Raw genomic sequence first — 19,620 nt, 5'->3', positions numbered from 1 at the left:
GGGGCGGGGTGCCTCAGCCCTCGGCGGGCACCTGCAGCACGAGCGCCACGACGTCGTCCGGCATGTCGACGAAGCGGTCGGCCAGCGCGCGGACCACGGCACCGGCCCCGCCCGCCCGGGTGCGTCCGACCAGGTCGACGAGCGCCGAGACCTGTTCGTCGCGGTCGGAGGACGAGTCGTCCGTGATGCCGTCGGTGTAGAGCACGACGGTCGCACCGGGACGCAGCTCGATCGTGTGGTCGGTGCGCGGGCGCAGCGCCAGCTCGGGGTGGCCGAACATCATGTCGTGGTCGGTCAGCAGGCCCGAGCCGCCGTCGGGCTCGACCACGAGGGGCGGCGGGTGGCCCGCGTTGACCCAGGTCATCTGCCAGCGCCGGGTGCCGGGCACGGGGGCCAGCCGGGCGAGCACGGCGGTGCCGCTGGCCGCGATGTCGAAGGCCTCGCACGCGAGCTCGAGACCCGCGAGGTGGGCGGACGGCGCCGCGTCGGGCGCGTCCCACGCGGCCTGACGGAGCATCGCCCGCACCTGGCCCATCACGGTCGCGGCGGCCAGGTCGTGGCCCGTGATGTCGCCGACGCTCACGACGACCGACGCCCCCTCGCCGCGGGGCAGCACGAACGCGTCGTACCAGTCGCCGCCGATCTGCTCCTCCGACATCGCCGGCAGGTAGCAGGCGTCGAGGTCGAGCCCGGTGCCGTGGGGGAGCGGCGCCAGCATCGCCGTCTGCAGCTCGCGGGCCACGTCGATGCGGTTCTGGATCAGGATCGCGCGCTCGAGGGCCTGACCCGTGTAGGCCGCGAGGGCCGCGGCCATGGGGCGCTCGCGCGAGTCGACACGGTGCGGGACGTCCCACAGCAGCTCGACGTAGCCGAGCAGGGGCCCCGAGCCGAACAGCGGCAGCCAGGCCACCGACCGGGCGCCGCGCCGGCGCAGGGCCTCGCGCTCGGTGGGGTCCAGCGGGCTGCCGGGGGCGTCGACGTCCTCGACCATGACGAGGTGCGCCGACTCCGACAGCCGCGGCGAGTCGTCGGCGAGCCGCAGGCGCATCTCGACCAGGCCGGCTCGGGGGTCGGAGAAGCGGTCGAGCGCGCGGCGGACGTCGTCGAGCGAGCGGCACGAGTTCAGCACCTCGGCGACGGTCAGCAGCTGCTGCGACCGGTGCAGGAGGTCCTGCAGCTGGTCGTCGATCGCGTCGCGTCGCTCGCGCTCGCGGTCGGCGTCGAGGCGCGCGAGCAGCAGGCGCAGCTCGTTCGAGCAGTCGGTGGCGATGTCGTGCAGGATCGCCAGCTCGCGCTCGGTCCACTGCCGCGGCGACGTGTCGATCGCGCACAGCGAGCCCAGCACGTGGCCGTGGTCGTCGGTCAGGGGCGTGCCGAGGTAGCCGACGACGCCGATCTCGATCGTGGCGAGGTTGTCGCGCACGAGGGGCACCAGGCGGGCGTCCTCGATCACGAGGGGCTCGCCCGTCGTGACGACGTGCTGGCAGAACGAGTGGCTCAGCGGCGTCGACCGGCTGCTGGCCCACGGATCGGGCAGCCCGCACATGCCGGGGAACACCTGCTGGTCGGCCTGCACGAGCGACACCAGCGAGACGGGCACGCCGAGCTGGTCGCGGACCCGCTCGGCGAACCGCTCCATGCGGGCGTCGGAGCGCTCGGTCAGACCGAGGTCGGCGAGCGCCTCGAGACGCGACGGGTCGAGCACCACCGGTGAGGGTGGCGCGAGCCAGGTGCTGCTGTCTGTCACGTGGTCTGCCTGTTCGTGTGGATCCGCGTCGGGTGCAGGACGTGCACCGTGCCGGGACGAGGCCGACCGGCCCATACTACGCAGTCGCGGGCAGTCCGATGCGGTGATCGCCGGCGTAGACGTTGAAACCCCCGCCACGGCTGAAGCCCACGAGCGTCATGCCCGCCGACTCGGCGTGCTCGACGGCGAGCGACGACGGCGCCGACACGGCCGCGAGCACCGGGATGCCGGCCATGTGCGCCTTCTGGACGAGCTCGAACGAGGCGCGCCCCGACACCTGCAGGGCCGTGCCGCGCAGGGGCAGACGTCCCTCGCGCAGCGCCCACCCGACGACCTTGTCGACGGCGTTGTGACGCCCGACGTCCTCGCGCAGGCACAGCAGCTCGCCGTCGGGGCCGAACAGGCCGGCCGCGTGCACGCCGCCGGTGCGGTCGAAGACCTTCTGGTGCTCGCGCAGGCGGTCGGGGAGCGATCCCAGCAGCGCGGGGCTCCACGGGGTGTCGTCGTCGGTCAGGCCGAAGTGCGTCGCCTTGTGCACCGCGTCGATCGAGGCCGTGCCGCAGATGCCGCACGAGCTCGACGTGTAGACGTGGCGCTCGAGGCTCAGGTCGGGCGGCGCGGTGCCGGCGCTCAGCTCGGCGTCGATGACGTTGAACGTCTGCAGGCCCTGCTCGTCGGTGCCCGCGCAGAACCGCATCGACGCCAGCTGCTCGTTCGACCAGACGACGCCCTCGGAGACCAGGAAGCCCCCGACGAGGTCGAAGTCGTCGCCCGGCGAGCGCATCGTCACCGAGAACGAGGAGCCGTTGACGCGCACCTCGAGCGGTTCCTCGACCGCCAGCGAGTCCTCGCGTCCCATCGACGTCCCGTCGGCCGCGTAGCGCGCGACCCGCGTGCGTCGGACCAGTCGTCCTGCCATGCGTCCCACCTCTTTCGCGCGTAGCCTCGATCCTCGCACGATCCACCCAGCGTCTCGCGTCGAGCAGGGGCGTGACGGTGCGCACCTCTCGGGAGGCGACGGCGCCGATCGCGTGCGATGGTCGGTCCATGCCCCGCTCCCGCACCGCACTGGTCACCGGTGCCACCGGCTACATCGGCGCCCAGGTCGTCGCCCGCCTGCTCGAGGACGGGTGGACGGTCCGCGTGCTGACCCGCGACGCGTCCGGGCTCGCCGGACGTCCGTGGGCGTCCGACGTCGAGGTCGTCGAGGGCGACGCGCAGGACGCGGCCGTGCTGAGCCGTGCCGCCGAGGGCGCCGACGTCGCGTGGTTCCTGATCCACTCGATGACGGGCACGTACGAGTACGCGACGCGCGACCGCACGATCGCGACGCGCTTCGGGCAGGCCTGCCGGTCGGCGGGCGTCTCGCGCATCGTCTACCTGGGCGGTCTCTACCCCGACGACGTGACCCTGTCGCCGCACCTGGAGTCGCGCCGAGAGGTCGGCGAGATCCTGATGGAGTCGGGCGTGCCGACCGCCGTGCTGCAGGCCGGCATCGTCGTCGGTGCCGGGTCGGTGTCGTACGAGATGCTCGCGACCGCGACCGAGAAGCTGCCCGTCGTGGTGGCCCCCGACTGGCTCGCCCACCGCGTGCAGCCCATCGCGATCCGCGACGCCCTGCACTACCTCGTGGGGGCGGCGGACCTGCCGCCGTCGGTCAACCGGGCCTTCGACATCGGCGGGTCGGACGCGCTGGCGTACCGCGACCTCATCGCGGTCTACGCCGAGGTGGCGGGGCTGCGCCGCCGGCCGATCCTGACGGTGCCGATCCTGATGCCCCGCACGACGGCGCTGTGGGCGGGCATCCTCGCGCCCGTGCCGACGAGCCTGGCGAGCTCGCTGCTCGAGAGCCTCATGCTCGACATGGTGTGCCGCGAGCACGACCTCGACGACCTGATCGGCGCGCCCGCCGGCGGGGCGCTGAGCTTCCGCGAGGCCGTCGTGGCCGCCCGCGGGTCGCGCGACTGACCGACGTCAGCCGGGCAGCTCGTCGTTGGCGAGGATCTCGGCGGCCCGGCCGTCGTCCTTGGGCGCCAGCACCGAGACCGAGTCGTCGATGCGCTCGTTGACGTAGCGCAGGATCTCGGCGACGCTCGCGGCCACCGGCACCGCGAGGAACGCGCCCGTGATGCCGAACAGCGAGCCGCCGGCCGTGACGCTGAGCAGCACGACGGCGGGGTGCAGGTTCATGGTCTTGCCCTGCAGGATCGGCGAGAGGACGTTGCCCTCGAGCTGCTGCACCGCGATGACGATGATCAGCGCGATCAGCGCGTCCTTGTAGTCGTTGGTCACGAGGGTCACGAGCACCGCGACGCCGCCGCTCACGAAGGCGCCGACGATCGGGATGTACCCGCCGAAGAACGTGATGACGGCCAGGGGCAGGGCCAGGGGCGACCCGAGGATCGCCAGGCCGACGCCGATGATCAGGGCGTCGATGAACGAGACCAGGGTCTGCGTGCGGATGAAGCTGCCCAGGGTGGTCCAGACGCGTCCGAGCACCTCGGTGAGGTGGTCGCCCGCGCGGGCCCCGCCGAGCGTCCGGAGCCACGGCAGGAAGCGGTGGCCGTCCTTGATGAAGAAGAACGTCAGCATCAGGATCAGGACCAGGTTGATGATGATCGAGGTCGCGGTGCTGATGGTCGTGAAGACGCCCTCGCTGATCGCGCTGGCGCTGTCCTGCAGCTTGTCCTGCAGGGCCGCGATGGCGGCGCTGATCTGGTTCTCGGACAGGTTGAACGGCTCGCCCGTCAACCAGTCGCGCACCTCCTGCAGGCCCCCGGACGCGCTCGAGGCGATCTCGCCGGCCTGGTCGGTCACCTGCGGGATCAGGAACGTCACGACCGCGCCGAGCGTCGCGAGGAACGACACGATCACGATGCCGGCGGCCGCGGCGGCGGGCAGCCCCTTGCGGCGCATCCACGAGACGGGGGGCGACAGGACGGTCGCGACGATCAGGGCGATCGAGGCCGGGAACAGCACGACCCAGATGTGCCCGATGCCCCAGCCGGCGATGTAGGCGGCAGCGGCGATGACGATGATGCGAAGGCCCCAGCGCTGCAAGCCCGCGAAGGCGTCGTCGATGACGACGCCCCTGTCCCTGATGCTGCGCTGCTCGGCCACCTGACCACCCTAGTGGTCAAGCTGTCACCCGGCTCAGGAGGGATTCAGGCCCCAGTCGACGGGTTCGGCCCCCTGCTGCACGAGCAGCTCGTTGGCCCGGCTGAACGGCCGCGAGCCGAAGAAGCCGCGCGACGCCGACAGGGGGCTGGGGTGCACCGACTCGATCGCGGGCACGTCGCCCAGCAGGGGACGCAGGCCCTGCGCGTCGCGTCCCCACAGGATCGCGACGAGCGGGCGGTCGCGTGCCACGAGGGCGCGGATCGCCTGCTCGGTGACCGCCTCCCACCCCTTGCCGCGGTGGCTGGCCGAGGCGCCGGGTGCCACCGTCAGCACGCGGTTGAGCAGCAGGACGCCCTGCCGCGACCACGGCGTCAGGTCGCCCGACGGGGCCGGTGCGATGCCGAGGTCCGACTCGAGCTCGCGGTAGACGTTGACGAGGCTGCGCGGCAGCGGACGCACGTCGGGTGCGACCGAGAACGACAGTCCGACGGGGTGGCCGGGCGTCGGGTACGGGTCCTGGCCCGTGATCAGCACCTTGACGTCGGCCATGGGCTCGGCGAACGCGCGCAGGACGTCGTCGCCGGCCGGCAGGTACGAGCGGCCCGCCGCGACCTCGTCGCGCAGGAACTGCCCCATCGCGGCGATCTGGCCGGCGACGGGCTCGAGCGCCTCGGCCCAGTCGGGCGCCATCAGCTCGGACAGGGGGCGGCTCATGCGGTGCTCGCCTCCCGGGTGGCGGTGTCGTCCCGCAGCGCATGGGGTGCCAGCAGGCCGGCCAGCACGCAGCCCACGATCGGGACGAGGAAGGCCGTCGTGAGCGGCACCCAGTGCGTCAGGAGGCCGATGACGGACGGCCCGGCCAGCAGGCCCAGGTAGCCCATGCTCGTCACCCGCGCGAGGTAGGTGCCCGACGACGTCTCGCTGACGTTGCCGGCCGCCGTGAAGAACTGCGGCACGCACCCGGCGAGCCCGACGCCGAAGACGGCCCACGCGACGATCGCGAGGGCGGGGGTGGGGGCCAGCGCGGCACCCGCGAGACCCGCGGCACCCAGCATCGCGGCCCGGCTGACGTAGACCGCCGGGCCCCAGCGCGCGACGACGCGGTCGGCGAACAGCCGCACGACCGTCATGGTGGCCGAGAAGGCCCCGAAGGCGTAGGCCGCGACGGTCTCGGACGATCCCAGGGAGTCGCGCAGGTGCACCGTCGTCCAGTCGTAGGCGACGCCCTCGCCGAGCAGCAGGGCGAAGGCCAGCAGGCCGAGCAGCAGCACCCGCGACGTCCACGGCACGCGTCCGCGCGGCGGCGCGTCGGCGGCGGGCGGTGCCGCGGCGACGAACGACGTGCGCAGCGACAGGGCCACGCACACGCCGACCACGGCGACGCCGAGCAGGGTCGCGCGCACGTCGACGCCGAGGGCGATCAGGCTGCCGCCCAGCACCGACGCGAGCAGCCCGCCGAGCGAGAAGAAGGCGTGGAACGCGGCCATGATCGGCCGGCCGTAGGCGCGCTCGACGACGACGGCCTGCGAGTTCATCGACACCTCGATGAAGCCGTTGGCGAAGCCCAGCACCGCGAGGGCGGCGACGAGCTGCGTCGCGTCGGTGGCCAGACCCGGTCCGGGGACGGTCGCGACGAGCGCGCACGCCGACGCCGTCAGGACCGGCCGGCTGCCGAAGCGGTCGATCGCCGGGCCCGCGAGCTGCATGCCGATCCAGGCGGTGGCGCCGAGCACCAGCAGGAACAGGCCCAAGGTGGCCTGGTCGACGTCCGTGCGGTCCTTGATCGTGGGGATGTTGACGACCCACATGCCGAGCGTGAACCCGTTGAGCGCGAAGACCCCGAAGGTCGCGATCCGGGCGCGGGTGGGAGGCACCGTCCGAGCCTAGCCGCGGTCGGGGGAGGGCGACGACCGACGGTAGGCTGGTCCGGCTGTGTCAGCCATCGCCGCCTACCGCGCGCTCCTGCGGATCGTCGGGCCCGCCTACGTCCTCGTAGCCTTCCTCGGGCGGATCCCGCTTGCCATGAGCCAGCTCGGCGTCCTGGTGCTGGTCAGCGAGACGACCGGACGGTACGGCGTCGGCGGTGCCGCCGCCGGCATCCTCGCCATCTCGAACGCCCTCGGCTCGCCCCTGTTCGGATCGCTGTCCGACCGCATCGGCCAGCGTCCCGTCGTGCTGGTGCAGTCGCTGGCGGGGGCCGCGGGGCTCGCCGGCATCGTGGCCGTGACCCATCCCGACGCGGCCCAGGGCCTGATCTTCGTCGTCGCCGGCCTGACGGGGTTCGTGATGCCGCAGGTCGGCCCGCTCGCGCGCGTCCGGTGGCGACCCATCACGCGCGACGCCGGCGACCAGCGCCGGCTCGTCGACGCCGCCTTCTCGTACGAGGGCGCGGCCGACGAGGCGTCGTTCGTGCTCGGCCCGGCCATGATCGGCGTCCTGGCGATCCTGGCCGAGCCCGCCGGGGCGCTGCTCGCCGCCGCGGTGCTGCTCGCGGTGTTCGGCTCGTGGTTCGCGGTGCACCCCACGTCGGCGCTGGTCGGTCGTCGCACGGTGCTGGGCGGTGAAGGCACCGAGCCGCTCTTCACGGGCGTGTTCGTCGTGCTGCTGCTGGCGCAGGTGTGCGTCGGCATGATCTTCGGCAGCGTCCAGACCGGCACGACGGTGCTGGCCACCGCCGAGGGGCAGGCCGGGCTGGCGGGCCTGATCCACGCCGTGCTCGGCATCGGCAGCGTCATCGCGGGCCTGGCGATCACGGGGCTGCCCGAGCGCGTCCTGTACGCGACGCGCATGGCCGTGGCGGCGCTGGGCCTGCTGGTGCTGGCCGCACCGCTGCTGCTGGTCGACTCGCTGCCGTCGCTGATCGGTGTCATCGCGCTGCTGGGCTTCGCCGTCGCTCCCTACATGATCAGCAACTTCGCGCTCGCGGGCATCCTCGTGCCGGTGCACCGGGTCAGCGCCGCGATGACGATGCTGGCCGGCGCCACCGGCATCGGGTACGCGCTCGGTGCCGCGCTGGCGGGGCGTCTCGCCGACGCCAGCGGACACACCGCCGCCTTCGCCGTGACGGTCTCGGCCGCCGGGCTGGCCGTCGTGATCTCGCTGGCGTCCAACCGCGCGCTGCGCCAGGCCGTCCCCGTCGACCAGGGCTACTGACGCGCCGCAGACGTCGTCAGAGCGCGCTGAGCGGGGTGACGTCGAGGCCGAGCGCCTCGCCGACCGGCCCGTTGACGAGCTTGCCGTCGTGCGTGCTGAGCCCGCCCGCGAGCGCCGCGTCGTCCGTCACGGCCTGCTTCCAGCCCTTGTTCGCGAGCGCGACGGCGTACGGCAGCGTGACGTTGGTCAGGGCGTACGTCGACGTCCGCGGGACGGCGCCGGGCATGTTGGCGACGCAGTAGAAGATCGAGTCGTGCACCCGGAACGTCGGGTCGTCGTGCGTCGTGGCGCGCGAGCTCTCGAAGCAGCCGCCCTGGTCGATCGCGATGTCGACCAGCACCGAGCCCGGACGCATCTGGGCGACCAGGTCGTCGCTGACGATCGTCGGCGCCTTGGCGCCCGGCACCAGCACGGCGCCGATGACCAGGTCGGCCTCGCGGACGGCCTTCTCGACGGCGAACGAGCTCGACGCGACCGTCGTGATCATGCCCTGGAAGCGCGCGTCGACGGCGCGCAGCTTGGCGACGTCGAGGTCGAGGATCTCGACCCGCGCGCCCATGCCCCGGGCGACCTCGGCCGCGTTGACGCCCGACACGCCGGCACCGATCACGACGACGTCGGCGGGGTAGACGCCCGGCACGCCTCCGGGCAGCACGCCGCGGCCGCCGTTGCTGGCCATCAGGTGCTGGAAGCCGACCTGCGGAGCCAGACGTCCCGCGACCTCCGACATCGGCGCCAGCAGCGGCAGCGACCGGTCGGGCAGCTGCACCGTCTCGTACGCGATCGACGTCGTGCCGGACGCCAGCAGCGCGTCGGTGCACGGCCGGCTGGCGGCGAGGTGCAGGTAGGTGAAGAGGGTCTGCCCGCGGCGCATGCGGCCGTACTCCTCGGCGATCGGCTCCTTGACCTTCAGCACGAGCTCGGCCGAGGCCCACACCTCGTCGGCGGTGCCGAGGATCTTCGCGCCGGCGGCGACGTACTCCTCGTCGGGGATCGACGACCCGAGGCCGGCGCCCGTCTCGATCACGACGTCGTGACCGTGGCGGGTCAGCTCGTGCACGCCGGCCGGCGTGATGGCGACGCGGTACTCGTGGTTCTTGATCTCGCGGGGGACACCGACCAGCATGAGCTGCTCCTTCGACGGGGAATGTCCCTCTATCCTGAAGTAACTGCGGAACCAGCGGCAACAACGTGAACAAGATTCTGTAGACTCGCGCTCATCGGTGACTTGTGCCGATCGGAGCCGCCCAGGAGGCGCTGTGGCGAAGGATGTTCACGACCTCGACCGGCTCGACGCCCGCATCGTGTCGGCGCTGCGGCGCGAGGGACGGCTGCCCAACAACGCGCTGGCGGCGTCCGTCGGCGTCGCGGCGTCCACGTGCCTGACCCGTGTGCGGTCCCTCGTCGAGCGTGGCGTCATCTCCGGCTTCCACGCCGAGGTCGACCCCGCGTGGTTCGGCCGGCCCATCCAGGCCATGATCGCGGTGCGCCTGCGCAGCGACGCCCGCGGCGCGATCAGCGAGTTCTCCGACCGGATGGCCGCGATGCCCGAGGTGCTGAACGTGTACTTCCTGGCCGGTGCCGACGACTTCCACGTGCACGTCGCGGCCAGGGACCCCGACGACCTGCGGACGTTCGTGGTCGACCACCTGAGCTCGGCGCCCGAGGTCGCGCTGACCGAGACCAACCTGATCTTCGAGCACAAGCGCGGACGCCTGTCGGAGTGAGCGGGCTCAGTCCGTCAGGGTGATGTCCTTGAACCACGAGTCGGTCGCGTAGTCGGTGACCCAGCCCAGGGCGAGGTAGAGCTGGTCGGCACTGGTGGGGGAGTCGTCGTCGACCTCGAGGCCGACGCGGTCGCGTCCGCGCTGCGCGGCGTCGGCGATCACGGTGCCGAGCAGCGACTTGGCCACGCCGCGTCCGCGGGCGGCGCGGTTGACGCCGATGTACTCGACGTACGAGCCCTCGACGCCGCCCTCGGGGGCAGACAGCACCGAGCACACGACGGTGCCCGCCGCGACGGGCTCACCGCCGTCCTCGGGCTCGACGTAGGCGAGCCACCAGTGGTCCCAGCGGTGGCCGGGCTCCTCGCGCAGACGCTGCACGAACTCGGGGAAGCTCTCGCGGTAGTTGTTGAAGTGGTCCTCGAACGACTCCTCGAGCATCTGGTGCACGGTCTGCAGGTCGGAGGCGATCGGGAAGCCGTTCTCGTGCTTCTCGACCGGGCGCACGACGACGCCCGCGCGCGGCTCGAGCCCCGCGTCGGCGGGGGTCACGGGCCGGTTCATGTGCAGCCACGTGCGGCGCTTGGTGTAGCCGGCGAGCGCGAGCCACCCGGCCTGGCGCGTGTCGGTCGCGAACGGGCTCTCGTCGAGCCGCGTCTCGTCGACGCCGCGCAGGCGGGCCATGCCGATCGCGACGTCCTCGGCCCACGCGTAGAAGATGCGCGCGATCGAGTCGATCTCGTGCACGTCGCGGTCGAAGTAGCCCCAGATCAGGGCACGTCCGGCGGCCCGGTCGTGCACCGTGATCCAGGCGCGGGGCACGTCGTCCTCGCCGACGGCGACGATCTGGCGGCGCGTCCACGACGCCTGACCCGCGACCTCGGACTCGATGCCGGCCGGGTCGATGTGCGCCTCGCCGGTGCCCTGCAGCTCGTCGAGGTGACGCAGTGCGACGAGGGCGTCGATGTCGCCGTAACCGGGCACCCGAGCCGTCCACGGTCCGGGGAGGACGGGCAGGTCGAGGTTGTCGCTGAGGGATTCGGTCATCGCGGACACCCTACCCATCGCGCGGGTTGCGTCAGCGGGTCAGGCGCGACTCGAGGGCCGCGCGGGCAGCCGGCCACTCGTCGTCGAGCATCGAGAACGTCACGGTGTCGCGCCACGACCCGTCGGGTCGCAGCCTGTGCTTGCGCAGGACGCCCTCGCGCCGGGCACCGAGCCGCGCGATGGCCGCCTGCGACCGCTCGTTGCGGGCGTCGGTGTGCCACACGACCCGCACGCAGCCGAGGTCGTCGAACGCGCGCCGCATCAGCAGCAGCTTCGCCTCGGTGTTGACCCCCGACCGCCAGGCCCGCCGCGCGAGCCACGTCCACCCGATCGCGACGGTGCGCATCGCGGGGTCGACGTCGTAGAACGCCGTCATGCCGAGGACGTCGCCGGTCGTGGCGTCGACCTGTACCCACGGGACGGCCGGACCGTCCAGGTAGCGCGAGACCATCGCGTCGGCGTCGGCGAGCGTGCGGGGGCGCAGGAACGTCAGCCACCGGAACACCTCGTCGTCGTCGGCCGCGGCCAGCAGCGCCTGGGCGTGCTCGGGGGCCAGCGGCTCGAGCCGGACGTGAGTGCCCGACAGCACGGGACGGGCCGTGAAGTCGCGGGCGTCGAGCATGGTCGAAGACTCTCAGACCCGCGTCAGCGCGGGTAGAGCAGCCTGAAGCGCTCGAGCACGACCGGCATCGAGGGCGAGAAGCCCCGCCCGTTGGTGGAGTGGAGGTCGAAGTAGCGCTGGTGGACGTCGCGCCAGTACTCGTACGAGCGGTCGCCCTCGCCCTCGAGGTGGGCGTGCTCGGCGTCGACCTCGTCGAACGGTACGACGTCGACCCGGACGATCTCGATCAGCGCGCGGGGCCGCTCCTCGCCGTCGAGGATGATCGCGAGGTCGCCGACCTGCGGCATGGGCTCGCCGTCGTGCTCGAAGTCCCACAGGGCGCTCGACGTCGCGGTCTTGGTGCCGGCGAGGACGAGTGCCAGCAGCTCCTCGGCGTGCTCGGGCGTCGCCCCGAAGGCCCACGCGGGCGGTGCGAGCGCCTCGGCGGAGTACGTGCCGAGGTACCCGGGCACGGGGTTGGTGCGGGTCTGGTGGCGCGCCGCGGTCCAGAAGGCGTCGATCTCCTCGGCGGTCATGCGGTCATCCTCTCAGGACGACGGGCGGCCGTCGCGCGGGTCGTCCGTGGGACGATCTCGTGGTGAGTGCCACGCTGGTCGCCAAGTCCCTGTCCGGTGGTCACGCCCACCGCACCCTGTTCGAGGGGCTCGACCTGACGGTCGCCCCCGGTGACGTCGTGGGGGTCGTGGGCTCCAACGGTGCGGGCAAGTCGACGCTGCTGCAGATCTTGGCCGGCCGCACCGCGCCGCTGGCCGGCATGGTGTCGACGGCCCCGTCCGACGCGTTCGTCGGCTGGCTGCCGCAGGAGCACGAGCGGCTCGTGGGCGAGACCGTCGCGGCGCACCTGGCCCGGCGCACCGGGGCGGCCGCCGCGACCGAGGCCATGGAACGCACCGCCGCGGCGCTCGGGTCGGGCGCGCCGGACGCCGACGACGAGTACGCCGTCGCGCTCGACCGCTGGCTCGCCTCCGGGGCGCCCGACCTCGACGAGCGCATCCCGTCGGTGCTGGGCGACCTGCGCCTCGGCCTCGACGGCGACGCCCTCATGACGTCGCTGTCGGGCGGTCAGGCGGCGCGCGTCGGCCTGGCGGCCCTGCTGCTGAGCCGGTTCGACGTCGTCCTGCTCGACGAGCCGACCAACGACCTCGACCTCGACGGCCTCGACCGTCTCGAGCGGATGGTCGACGGGATGAGGTCCGGCATCGTGCTGGTCTCGCACGACCGCGAGTTCCTCGCGCGGTGCGTCACGCGTGTCGTCGAGCTCGACCTCGCCCAGCAGCTGGTGCGCGTGCACGACGGCGGCTACGACTCGTTCCTGGAGGAGCGCGAGATCGCCCGGCGCCACGCCCGCGAGGCGTACGAGCAGTTCGCCGGCACGAAGGCCGATCTGGTGGCGCGGGCCCGCACGCAGCGCGAGTGGAGCTCGCAGGGCGTCCGCAACGCCATGAAGAAGAGTCCCGACAACGACAAGATCCGTCGCAAGGCGCAGACCGAGTCGTCCGAGAAGCAGGGGCAGAAGGTGCGGCAGATGGAGTCGCGCATCGCCCGGCTCGAGGAGGTCGAGGAGCCGCGCAAGGAGTGGGAGCTGCGCTTCGAGATCGCCGCCGCACCCCGCTCGAGCGCCGTCGTGGCGACGCTCGACGCCGCGACCGTCCGCCGCGGCGACTTCACGCTCGGTCCGGTCACGGCCCAGGTCGACGCCGGCGACCGCATCGGCATCACGGGGCCCAACGGGGCGGGCAAGACGACGCTGCTGAAGCTGCTGCTGGGCGGCCTCGAGCCCGACGACGGACGCGCGTCGCGCGGGGCGTCGATGCAGGTCGGCGTGATCGACCAGGCCCGGTCGGTGCTGCCGGACGACCTGGTGCTGGGCGACGCGTTCGAGGCAGCCGTGCCCGATCTGTCGCCGGCCGACGTCCGCACCGTGATGGCCAAGTTCGGGCTCAAGGCCGACCAGGTCGGCAGCGTCGTGGGGCGCCTGTCTCCCGGCGAGCGCACGCGGGCGGCGATGGCGCTGCTGCAGGCGCGGGCCGTCAACGTCCTGGTGCTCGACGAGCCCACCAACCACCTCGACCTGCCCGCGATCGAGCAGCTCGAGCAGGCGCTGGCGGCCTACGACGGCGCCCTGCTGCTGGTCTCGCACGACCGACGCCTGCTCGACAACGTCGACCTGCACCAGCGCTGGCACGTCGACGCGGGCCGCCTCACCCAGGCCTAGGCCCACTGCACCGCAGCCCAGAAGTGCGGAGAACCGGACCTTCTCGCCGAGGCGAAAGGGTCCGGTCCTCCGCATGTCTGGGCCGGGCGGGGGCGGTGGGTCAGTCGCGGACCACCCGCACCTTCACGGTCTTGGTCACCGTACGGCCGCCGATCGTCATCGAGACCCTGACCTTGTGCGTGCCGATCTTCGCTCGTGAACCGATCCTCAGCGTGAACGACATCTTGCGGGTCGCCCCGGGTCGGAGCGACCTGACCGTGACGTTCTTGCGACCCGATGCGCGCAGCGCCTTGGCGGGCCTGGCCGAGACGGTCGACCGCAGGGCATCACCCGTCAGGTTCCTCACCGAGAAGGTCAGCCGGACCTTGTCACCCTGCTCGACGCGGGTGGTCTTGGAGGCTGTGCGGAGCACGACCGACCCCGCGGCACCGCGCGGGCCCTGAGGTCCCTGCGGGCCCTGGGGGCCGGTGGCGCCGGGCGTGCCCGACTCGCCGCCCGGTCCCTGGGGGCCCGACGGACCAGCAGGTCCGGTGGCACCCTCGGGCCCGGTGTCACCCTTCGGGGCGACGGTGCTGAGCCCCGTGAGGGGCACCTCTGTCCGTCCCTCGGGGGTGTTGGCCTCGACCACGAGCTCCGCGGTCGAGGTCTTCTCGGCGACCGACGGCGAGAACCGGACGAGCACCTCGCACGAGGCGCCCGGCGCGATCGCGTCGCCGATGCACTGCTCGCCGGCCAGCACGAACTCCCCGGCCGGGCTGCTGCCGGTCTCGGCGATGCCGATGCGCGAGACCTTCAGCGGCTGGTCACCGCGGTTGGTCACGACGACCCGCTGACCCGCTCCGGTCGTGCCGACCGGCTGCGACGTGAAGACGGGCGCCGGTGCGTCGATGCGCGGTCCGGGCCCCTCGAAGGCCACGACCTTGACGGTCCGTCGACCCACGACGGGTGCGGTCGAGGCCGCGTCGGTGAGCTCACGCATCGAGTCGTTCGTGACCTCCAGCGTCACCTCTCCGGTGCGCAGCCCCGTCAGCTCCCGCGTCTCGGGGTCGAGGATCGCGATCTTCTTGGCCGATCGGGCGGCCCTGACGGCGGCGTCGCCCGAACCGATCGCGAGCGACGCGTCGCCCGACCAGTGGACCGACATCGGATAGGCCAGCGGCACGACCCGGCTGCCCGCCACGACACCGGACGGCTGGACGACGTGGCCGCCGACCGTCGTGGTGCGGCTGACCTCGACGGTCTCGGGTGCCTCGACGACGGTCTCCTGCGAGAATGCGCGGACGTCGGCGGTGAGCCACTGCTGCCCTGCGGAGGCGTCGCGGTCGACGTCCCACCTCAGCCAGCCCGTGATGCCTCCCCGGTCGGGGACGCCGTACGGCGACTTGCCCGACGAGGGCAGGACGACGAACGGCACCCCCTCGACGCGGTCGACGTTCGCGATCTGCGCGTGCGAGCCGACCATCGCGACGCCCTTGTCGCTCTCGGTGCGGAAGTCCGTCAGCAGCTTCTGGACGAGCCGCACCTCCGTGCGGTCGGTCAGCTGGCTCGAGTCGGTCTCGGCGGGATCGTTGGTCGGGTGGTGGGCGAAGACCATGACGTTGCGGACGTCCGGGTCGTCCTTCGCGGTCGAGAGCGCCTTCTGCAGCATCGGCAGCTGGTCCCAGTCGGATCCGCGCAGGCTGCCGAGCGCGCTGTTGAGCAGCACGAACCGGGTGCCCTTGTGGTCGAACGTGCGGTAGGGGCGGCCGAACTCGGACTCCCAGGCCGCGAGGGTCGACTGGACGTTGCCGAGACCGTACGACTCGTGGTTGCCCGGCACGTAGTAGCAGGGCACGGTGCCCTTGGCCGGGTCGGGCGTGCTGTCCTCGTCGGGCTCGTCGCCGAGACCGATGAGGTCGCAGCCGCCCTCCTCGAGGGTCTTGCGGGCCAGCGCGATGTCCTCGGGCAGGCCGCGGTCGACGATGTCGCCATTCAGGACGATCAGGTCGGGCTCCTGGGCGCGGATGCGGGCCAGGGCCGCGATCGCGACCTTGGTCAGCTCGGGCTGTGCTGCGGTGAATTGGACGTCCGAGAGGGTCGCGAAGCTCCAGTCGGTGTCGGGGTCGGTCGCGCCGTCGGGCGAGAACAGCGGGTCCGACCGCAGCGGTTCCTGCCCGGGCAGCTCGATCTCGGACGGGACGTCGGCCTCGACGCCGCCGAAGACCATCGAGCCGGCCTTCTGTTGGTCGGGCGCGGTGTTGATGCCCTGGAAGGAGTTCCAGCGCACCGGGAACGTCGCGGTCGACGGGATGGTGAAGGTGACGTACTGCCACGGGTCGTTCGCGCCGACGCCGAGCGGCTCCAGGCCGGTGCCGTAGAGGCCGTACGACTTCATGGTGGAGTCCCAGAAGCCGGCGTAGGTCAGTCCGGACGGCACGAGGACGTCCGACTTCACCTTCAGACGGACCCGGAGGGGCTGTCCCGGGATCTCGACCCAGCGGGCAGGGACGCTCGCCGCGGTGATGCCCTTGTTGCGGGCGGCAGGGAAGTCGAGGCGTAGGCCGTCGCCGACCTTCGAGATGCCGGTCACGGCGCTGGTGGGGTTGCCGGTCCAGCGGCCCGTCGCGGCGGCCGCGTCGTCGAAGGCGTACGGCCTGACCACCTGCACGCCCACCGTGATGGGCAGCCGGGCGGTGCGGCCGCCGGCCGTGAGCACCATGACGGTCCCGCCGTCGGTGAGCGGCGTGATCTTCAGGCCGGTGCCGGACGGCGTGACCTTGACGACCGAGCGGTCGTAGTCGAGATCGAGGTCGGTCGACTCGACGGGGGCCGTGAAGCCCTGGCTGTCACGCCCGGTGACCCGCAGCGTGACGGCGTTGGCGGCGACCGGGTCGGTGATGGCGAGCCGGCTCTGCGAGAGCTCGAGGGTCCGCAGGGGCCGCAGCACCTGGACGCGGGCGTCGCCCTGGCCGCCGTCGGCGGTTCCCTTGACCGTGATCGTGCCGGTCGCGTCGGCAGGCGCCGCGAGCAGCCCGTTGTCGACCGTGCCGACCGACGTGCTCCAGCGGACGTCGCCGCGTGCCAGCGCGACAGGTGTGAGGTGGTCGTCGACGGCCTTGGCGCGCAGGGTGCGGTGCAGCCCCGGGAAGACCTTCGCGTCACCCGTGCCGGGCGTGATGACGAGGTCCTCGGCCGTGCCCGACCCGGGCGACACGAAGACGCCGACGCCGTTGGGGTCGAGGCGCTCGGCCCCGTCGGAGGGGCTGTTGCGGACCGTCGCCGCGGTCTCGCCCAAGGGGCGAGCCACCATCGTGGTTGAGCCGCCGCCGTCGAGGTTCCAGGCCGTCTCGGCGCCCTGGCCGACCATGAAGGCCGCAAGCTCGCGCATCGTCATGCCGTTGACGGGCGACTGTCGACCGTCGTTGGTGACGAGGAGCATGGTCCGGCCGCCGTCCTTGAAGCCGATGACGGTGCGAGGGTGGACGTCGTTGTCGAGCTCTCCGTCGGGTCGCGCGACGCCGTCGCGCACCAGCTCACGGTTGGAGCCGATGACGAACTTCATCTGCTCGGCGACGTCGTCGCGCAGGTCGTACGCCAGCGTCGCGGGGTCGCCGGGGGCGAGCGCGCGGATGGCCGTGGCTCCTGCCTCGCGGCCGACCAGGACGAAGGCGCCCGCCGGGATCTGCCCCGATCCGGCCGAGGCGGCGTCGACGGAGACCACCGTGTCGTCCTGCACGAGCACCGACGCCACGTCGGTGGCCCCACCGACGCCGATCGCGCGGCTGTAGGTCCCCCAGCGCGGGGTGTAGGCGACGATCGCGCCGGTGGGCGACCCGGCGAGCGTGTTGGCCGCGTTGAGGGAGGCGACCGGGTGGTCGGTTCCGGCGAAGGTGGCCTTGGCATCGAGCGTCATGTCGACGGCGCGGCCGATGCCGTCCGTGCCGACCCCGACGTGCGTCCACGCGCCGACGTCCGACGACTTGAGCAGCTCGCCGCCCTTGACCTCGGCGCCCAGCGGGGCGCCGGAGCTGTTGATGTCGAAGAAGTCGCCGTTGACGCCGGCGACGGCCCCCGCCTTGTTCGCCTTCGACGAGATCGGGTTGCGCTCGGTGACGGTGTCGCCCGACAGCAGGTCGCTGGTCACGGCCGGATTGGCGAGGTCGACGCTCAGGACGCGCTGGTCGTACCAGCCGCTCGGCGTGACCGACGTCAGGCTCCGCAGCGTGATGCCGGGACCGATGGGCTCGGTCTCGTCGACGAGCGAGAGGGCGTCCTCGGTGGACGGCGCGACGGCGACGGCGGTGGTGAGCCGTGTCGGCGCAGGGGCGGCCGAGGCAGGGCCTGCGCCGAGCACGCCGGCGGCCAGGGTGGAGACCACGACGGTCGACAGGAACGGCCGCAGCCGTCGTCGACTCGGTCTGGTGCTGCAGGGGATCATTCGGGTCCTCAGAGGTGAGTTCGTCGCAGCCGCGATCGCGGCCAGACGAATTCACGCAGGACACCGCCAACACCAGACATCCGTCCATCACCCGGGAGATGACGTCTGGGCGAAAGGATGTCAGTCAGGGTGTCGGGCCCCGCTCAGACGGGGCGGGGGTTCTTCTCGTGCAGCTCGCGGTCGGCCGTCAGCTCCTCGAGGAAGTTGTTGGCCCACAGCTCGATGTCGTTCTCCATGACCTGCTTGCGCATCGCTTTCATGCGCCGCCCGTTCTCGCGGGGGCTGGCGTTGATGGCCGCGAGCATCATGCTCTTCATGCCGTTGATGTCGTGCGGGTTGACCTGGTAGGCCGACTTCAGCTCGGACGCCGCTCCGGCGAACTCGCTGAGCACCAGGGCGCCGGCGTCGTCGTAGCGGCACGCGACGTACTCCTTGGCGACGAGGTTCATGCCGTCGCGCAGCGGCGTGACGACCATGACGTCGGCCGCCCGGTACAGCGCCGCCATCTCCTGGCGGGGGTACGACGCGTGCAGGTACGTGACGGGCTGCTGGCCGATCCGGCCGACGTCGCCGTTGATGCGGCCGACCAGACGGTTGATGTCGTCGCGCAGCAGCTTGTACTGCTGGACGCGCTCGCGCGACGGGGTCGCGACCTGCACGAACACCGCGTCGTCGACGTGCACCGAGCCGTCGGAGATGAGCTCGCCGAACGCGCGCAGCCGCTGCCGCAGGCCCTTGGTGTAGTCGAGCCGGTCGATGCCCAGCAGGATCGTCTTCGGGCTGCCGAGGCTCTCGCGGATCTCGGCGGCGCGGGCGATGACCTCGGGCGTGCGGGCGAGCTCCTCGAAGCCGGCCGCGTCGATCGAGATCGGGTACGCCTTGGCGAGCACCGTGCGCCCGTCGGGCAGGTAGATCATGTCGCGGTGTGTCTTGTGCCCGACGCGCTGGCGCACGAGGCGGACGAAGTTCTGCGCCGCGCCGGGCATCTGGAAGCCCACCAGGTCGGCGCCCAGCAGACCCTCGAGGATCTCGCGGCGCCACGGCAGCTGCTGGAACAGCTCGGTCGGGGGGAACGGGATGTGCAGGAAGAAGCCGATGCGCAGGTCGGGGCGCAGCTCGCGCAGCATCGTCGGAACGAGCTGCAGCTGGTAGTCCTGCACCCACACGACGGCGCCCTCGTTGGCGACCTGGGCCGCCTTCTCGGCGAAGCGCCGGTTGACGCGGACGTACGAGTCCCACCACTCGCGGTGGAACTCCGGGGGCGCGACGACGTCGTGGTACAGCGGCCACAGCGTCGCGTTCGAGAAGCCCTCGTAGTACTCCTCGACCTCGTCGTTGCTCAGCGGCACCGGGACGAGGTGCATGCCGTTGTGGTCGAAGTCCTTGACCTTCTCGTCGGCGGCGCCGTGCCAGCCGATCCACGCCCCGCCGTTGCTCTTCATGACCGGCTCGAGAGCCGTCACGAGCCCGCCGGGGGAGGTGCGCCACAACGTGTCGCCATTGGGGGCGGTGACGCGGTCGACCGGAAGTCGGTTGGCGATCACCACGAAGTCTGCGGTGCCTGTGGCCATGTCG

15 protein-coding genes are annotated in these 19,620 nt (G+C 72.4%); 4 read left to right on the top strand and 11 right to left on the bottom strand.

Features of this window, described 5'->3' with window-relative positions; all coding sequences use genetic code 11:
* Window positions 1-13 precede the first annotated feature (13 nt).
* On the bottom strand, window positions 14-1,747 hold the full coding sequence (locus tag IFT73_RS07510; protein ID WP_192167099.1) for a GAF domain-containing SpoIIE family protein phosphatase: 1,734 nt from the start codon (window positions 1,745-1,747) through the stop codon (window positions 14-16).
* Window positions 1,748-1,823: 76 nt separating this feature from the next.
* Window positions 1,824-2,666: a formate dehydrogenase accessory sulfurtransferase FdhD gene (gene fdhD, locus IFT73_RS07505; RefSeq protein ID WP_192167098.1), complete on the bottom strand. Its 843-nt coding sequence runs from the start codon at window positions 2,664-2,666 to the stop codon at window positions 1,824-1,826.
* 128 nt (window positions 2,667-2,794) lie between these two features.
* Between fdhD and IFT73_RS07500 the strand changes: the two genes are divergently transcribed.
* Entirely contained in the window at window positions 2,795-3,715 is a 921-nt protein-coding gene (locus IFT73_RS07500; protein ID WP_192167097.1) for an NAD(P)H-binding protein, read from the top strand.
* A gap of 6 nt (window positions 3,716-3,721) precedes the next feature.
* Here the strand turns inward: IFT73_RS07500 and IFT73_RS07495 are convergent, their stop codons facing one another.
* From IFT73_RS07495 to IFT73_RS07485, 3 genes are read right to left on the bottom strand one after another with little or no spacing between them, the layout of a single operon-like run.
* On the bottom strand, window positions 3,722-4,867 hold the full coding sequence (locus IFT73_RS07495) for an AI-2E family transporter (protein ID WP_192167096.1): 1,146 nt from the start codon (window positions 4,865-4,867) through the stop codon (window positions 3,722-3,724).
* Window positions 4,868-4,900: 33 nt separating this feature from the next.
* Window positions 4,901-5,581: a uracil-DNA glycosylase gene (locus IFT73_RS07490; RefSeq protein ID WP_192167095.1), complete on the bottom strand. Its 681-nt coding sequence runs from the start codon at window positions 5,579-5,581 to the stop codon at window positions 4,901-4,903.
* Entirely contained in the window at window positions 5,578-6,741 is a 1,164-nt protein-coding gene (locus tag IFT73_RS07485; protein ID WP_371811194.1) for an MFS transporter, read from the bottom strand. The genes IFT73_RS07490 and IFT73_RS07485 overlap by 4 nt, the downstream gene beginning before the upstream one ends.
* 58 nt (window positions 6,742-6,799) lie before the next feature.
* Between IFT73_RS07485 and IFT73_RS07480 the strand changes: the two genes are divergently transcribed.
* Window positions 6,800-8,020: an MFS transporter gene (locus tag IFT73_RS07480; RefSeq protein ID WP_192167094.1), complete on the top strand. Its 1,221-nt coding sequence runs from the start codon at window positions 6,800-6,802 to the stop codon at window positions 8,018-8,020.
* 16 nt (window positions 8,021-8,036) lie between these two features.
* Here IFT73_RS07480 and ald read toward each other — a convergent pair whose 3' ends face one another.
* A complete protein-coding gene (ald, locus tag IFT73_RS07475) occupies window positions 8,037-9,146 on the bottom strand; it encodes an alanine dehydrogenase (protein ID WP_192167093.1) in 1,110 nt (369 codons plus the stop codon).
* A gap of 133 nt (window positions 9,147-9,279) precedes the next feature.
* Between ald and IFT73_RS07470 the strand changes: the two genes are divergently transcribed.
* Window positions 9,280-9,747 (top strand): Lrp/AsnC family transcriptional regulator, encoded by a 468-nt coding sequence (locus IFT73_RS07470; RefSeq protein WP_371811193.1) that lies wholly within the window; start codon window positions 9,280-9,282, stop codon window positions 9,745-9,747.
* Window positions 9,748-9,753: 6 nt separating this feature from the next.
* Here the strand turns inward: IFT73_RS07470 and IFT73_RS07465 are convergent, their stop codons facing one another.
* From IFT73_RS07465 to IFT73_RS07455, 3 genes are read right to left on the bottom strand one after another with little or no spacing between them, the layout of a single operon-like run.
* Window positions 9,754-10,791 (bottom strand): GNAT family N-acetyltransferase, encoded by a 1,038-nt coding sequence (locus IFT73_RS07465; protein ID WP_192167091.1) that lies wholly within the window; start codon window positions 10,789-10,791, stop codon window positions 9,754-9,756.
* Window positions 10,792-10,822: 31 nt separating this feature from the next.
* Window positions 10,823-11,413 carry a GNAT family N-acetyltransferase gene (locus IFT73_RS07460; protein ID WP_192167090.1) on the bottom strand — a complete coding sequence of 197 codons (591 nt, stop codon included), beginning with the start codon at window positions 11,411-11,413 and terminating at the stop codon, window positions 10,823-10,825.
* Window positions 11,414-11,436: 23 nt separating this feature from the next.
* Window positions 11,437-11,928: an ASCH domain-containing protein gene (locus IFT73_RS07455; protein ID WP_192167089.1), complete on the bottom strand. Its 492-nt coding sequence runs from the start codon at window positions 11,926-11,928 to the stop codon at window positions 11,437-11,439.
* Window positions 11,929-11,990: 62 nt separating this feature from the next.
* Between IFT73_RS07455 and IFT73_RS07450 the strand changes: the two genes are divergently transcribed.
* Entirely contained in the window at window positions 11,991-13,628 is a 1,638-nt protein-coding gene (locus IFT73_RS07450; RefSeq protein ID WP_192167088.1) for an ATP-binding cassette domain-containing protein, read from the top strand.
* Window positions 13,629-13,728: 100 nt separating this feature from the next.
* On the opposite strand, the gene IFT73_RS07445 is transcribed toward IFT73_RS07450, so the two are convergent.
* The gene (locus IFT73_RS07445) at window positions 13,729-17,985 is read right to left on the bottom strand and encodes a phosphodiester glycosidase family protein (protein ID WP_197983833.1); all 4,257 of its coding nucleotides are present in this window, start codon (window positions 17,983-17,985) and stop codon (window positions 13,729-13,731) included.
* A gap of 203 nt (window positions 17,986-18,188) precedes the next feature.
* Window positions 18,189-19,616 (bottom strand): trehalose-6-phosphate synthase, encoded by a 1,428-nt coding sequence (locus IFT73_RS07440; RefSeq protein WP_056612108.1) that lies wholly within the window; start codon window positions 19,614-19,616, stop codon window positions 18,189-18,191.
* Between the last annotated feature and the right edge of the window lie 4 nt (window positions 19,617-19,620).

It is taken from the genome of Aeromicrobium sp. CFBP 8757, assembly GCF_014841755.1.
In the GTDB taxonomy this organism is placed as follows: Bacteria; Actinomycetota; Actinomycetes; order Propionibacteriales; family Nocardioidaceae; genus Aeromicrobium.
This window is presented reverse-complemented; position numbering and strand designations above follow the sequence as displayed.

Bases quoted from the DNA above. Each gene is read 5' to 3' on its own strand.
- fdhD (WP_192167098.1), bottom strand. From the start codon at position 2,666: ATGGCAGGACGACTGGTCCGACGCACGCGGGTCGCGCGCTACGCGGCC.
- ald (WP_192167093.1), bottom strand. From the start codon at position 9,146: ATGCTGGTCGGTGTCCCCCGCGAGATCAAGAACCACGAGTACCGCGTC.
- IFT73_RS07490 (WP_192167095.1), bottom strand. From the start codon at position 5,581: ATGAGCCGCCCCCTGTCCGAGCTGATGGCGCCCGACTGGGCCGAGGCG.
- IFT73_RS07440 (WP_056612108.1), bottom strand. From the start codon at position 19,616: ATGGCCACAGGCACCGCAGACTTCGTGGTGATCGCCAACCGACTTCCG.
- IFT73_RS07460 (WP_192167090.1), bottom strand. From the start codon at position 11,413: ATGCTCGACGCCCGCGACTTCACGGCCCGTCCCGTGCTGTCGGGCACT.
- IFT73_RS07500 (WP_192167097.1), top strand. From the start codon at position 2,795: ATGCCCCGCTCCCGCACCGCACTGGTCACCGGTGCCACCGGCTACATC.
- IFT73_RS07455 (WP_192167089.1), bottom strand. From the start codon at position 11,928: ATGACCGCCGAGGAGATCGACGCCTTCTGGACCGCGGCGCGCCACCAG.
- IFT73_RS07465 (WP_192167091.1), bottom strand. From the start codon at position 10,791: ATGACCGAATCCCTCAGCGACAACCTCGACCTGCCCGTCCTCCCCGGA.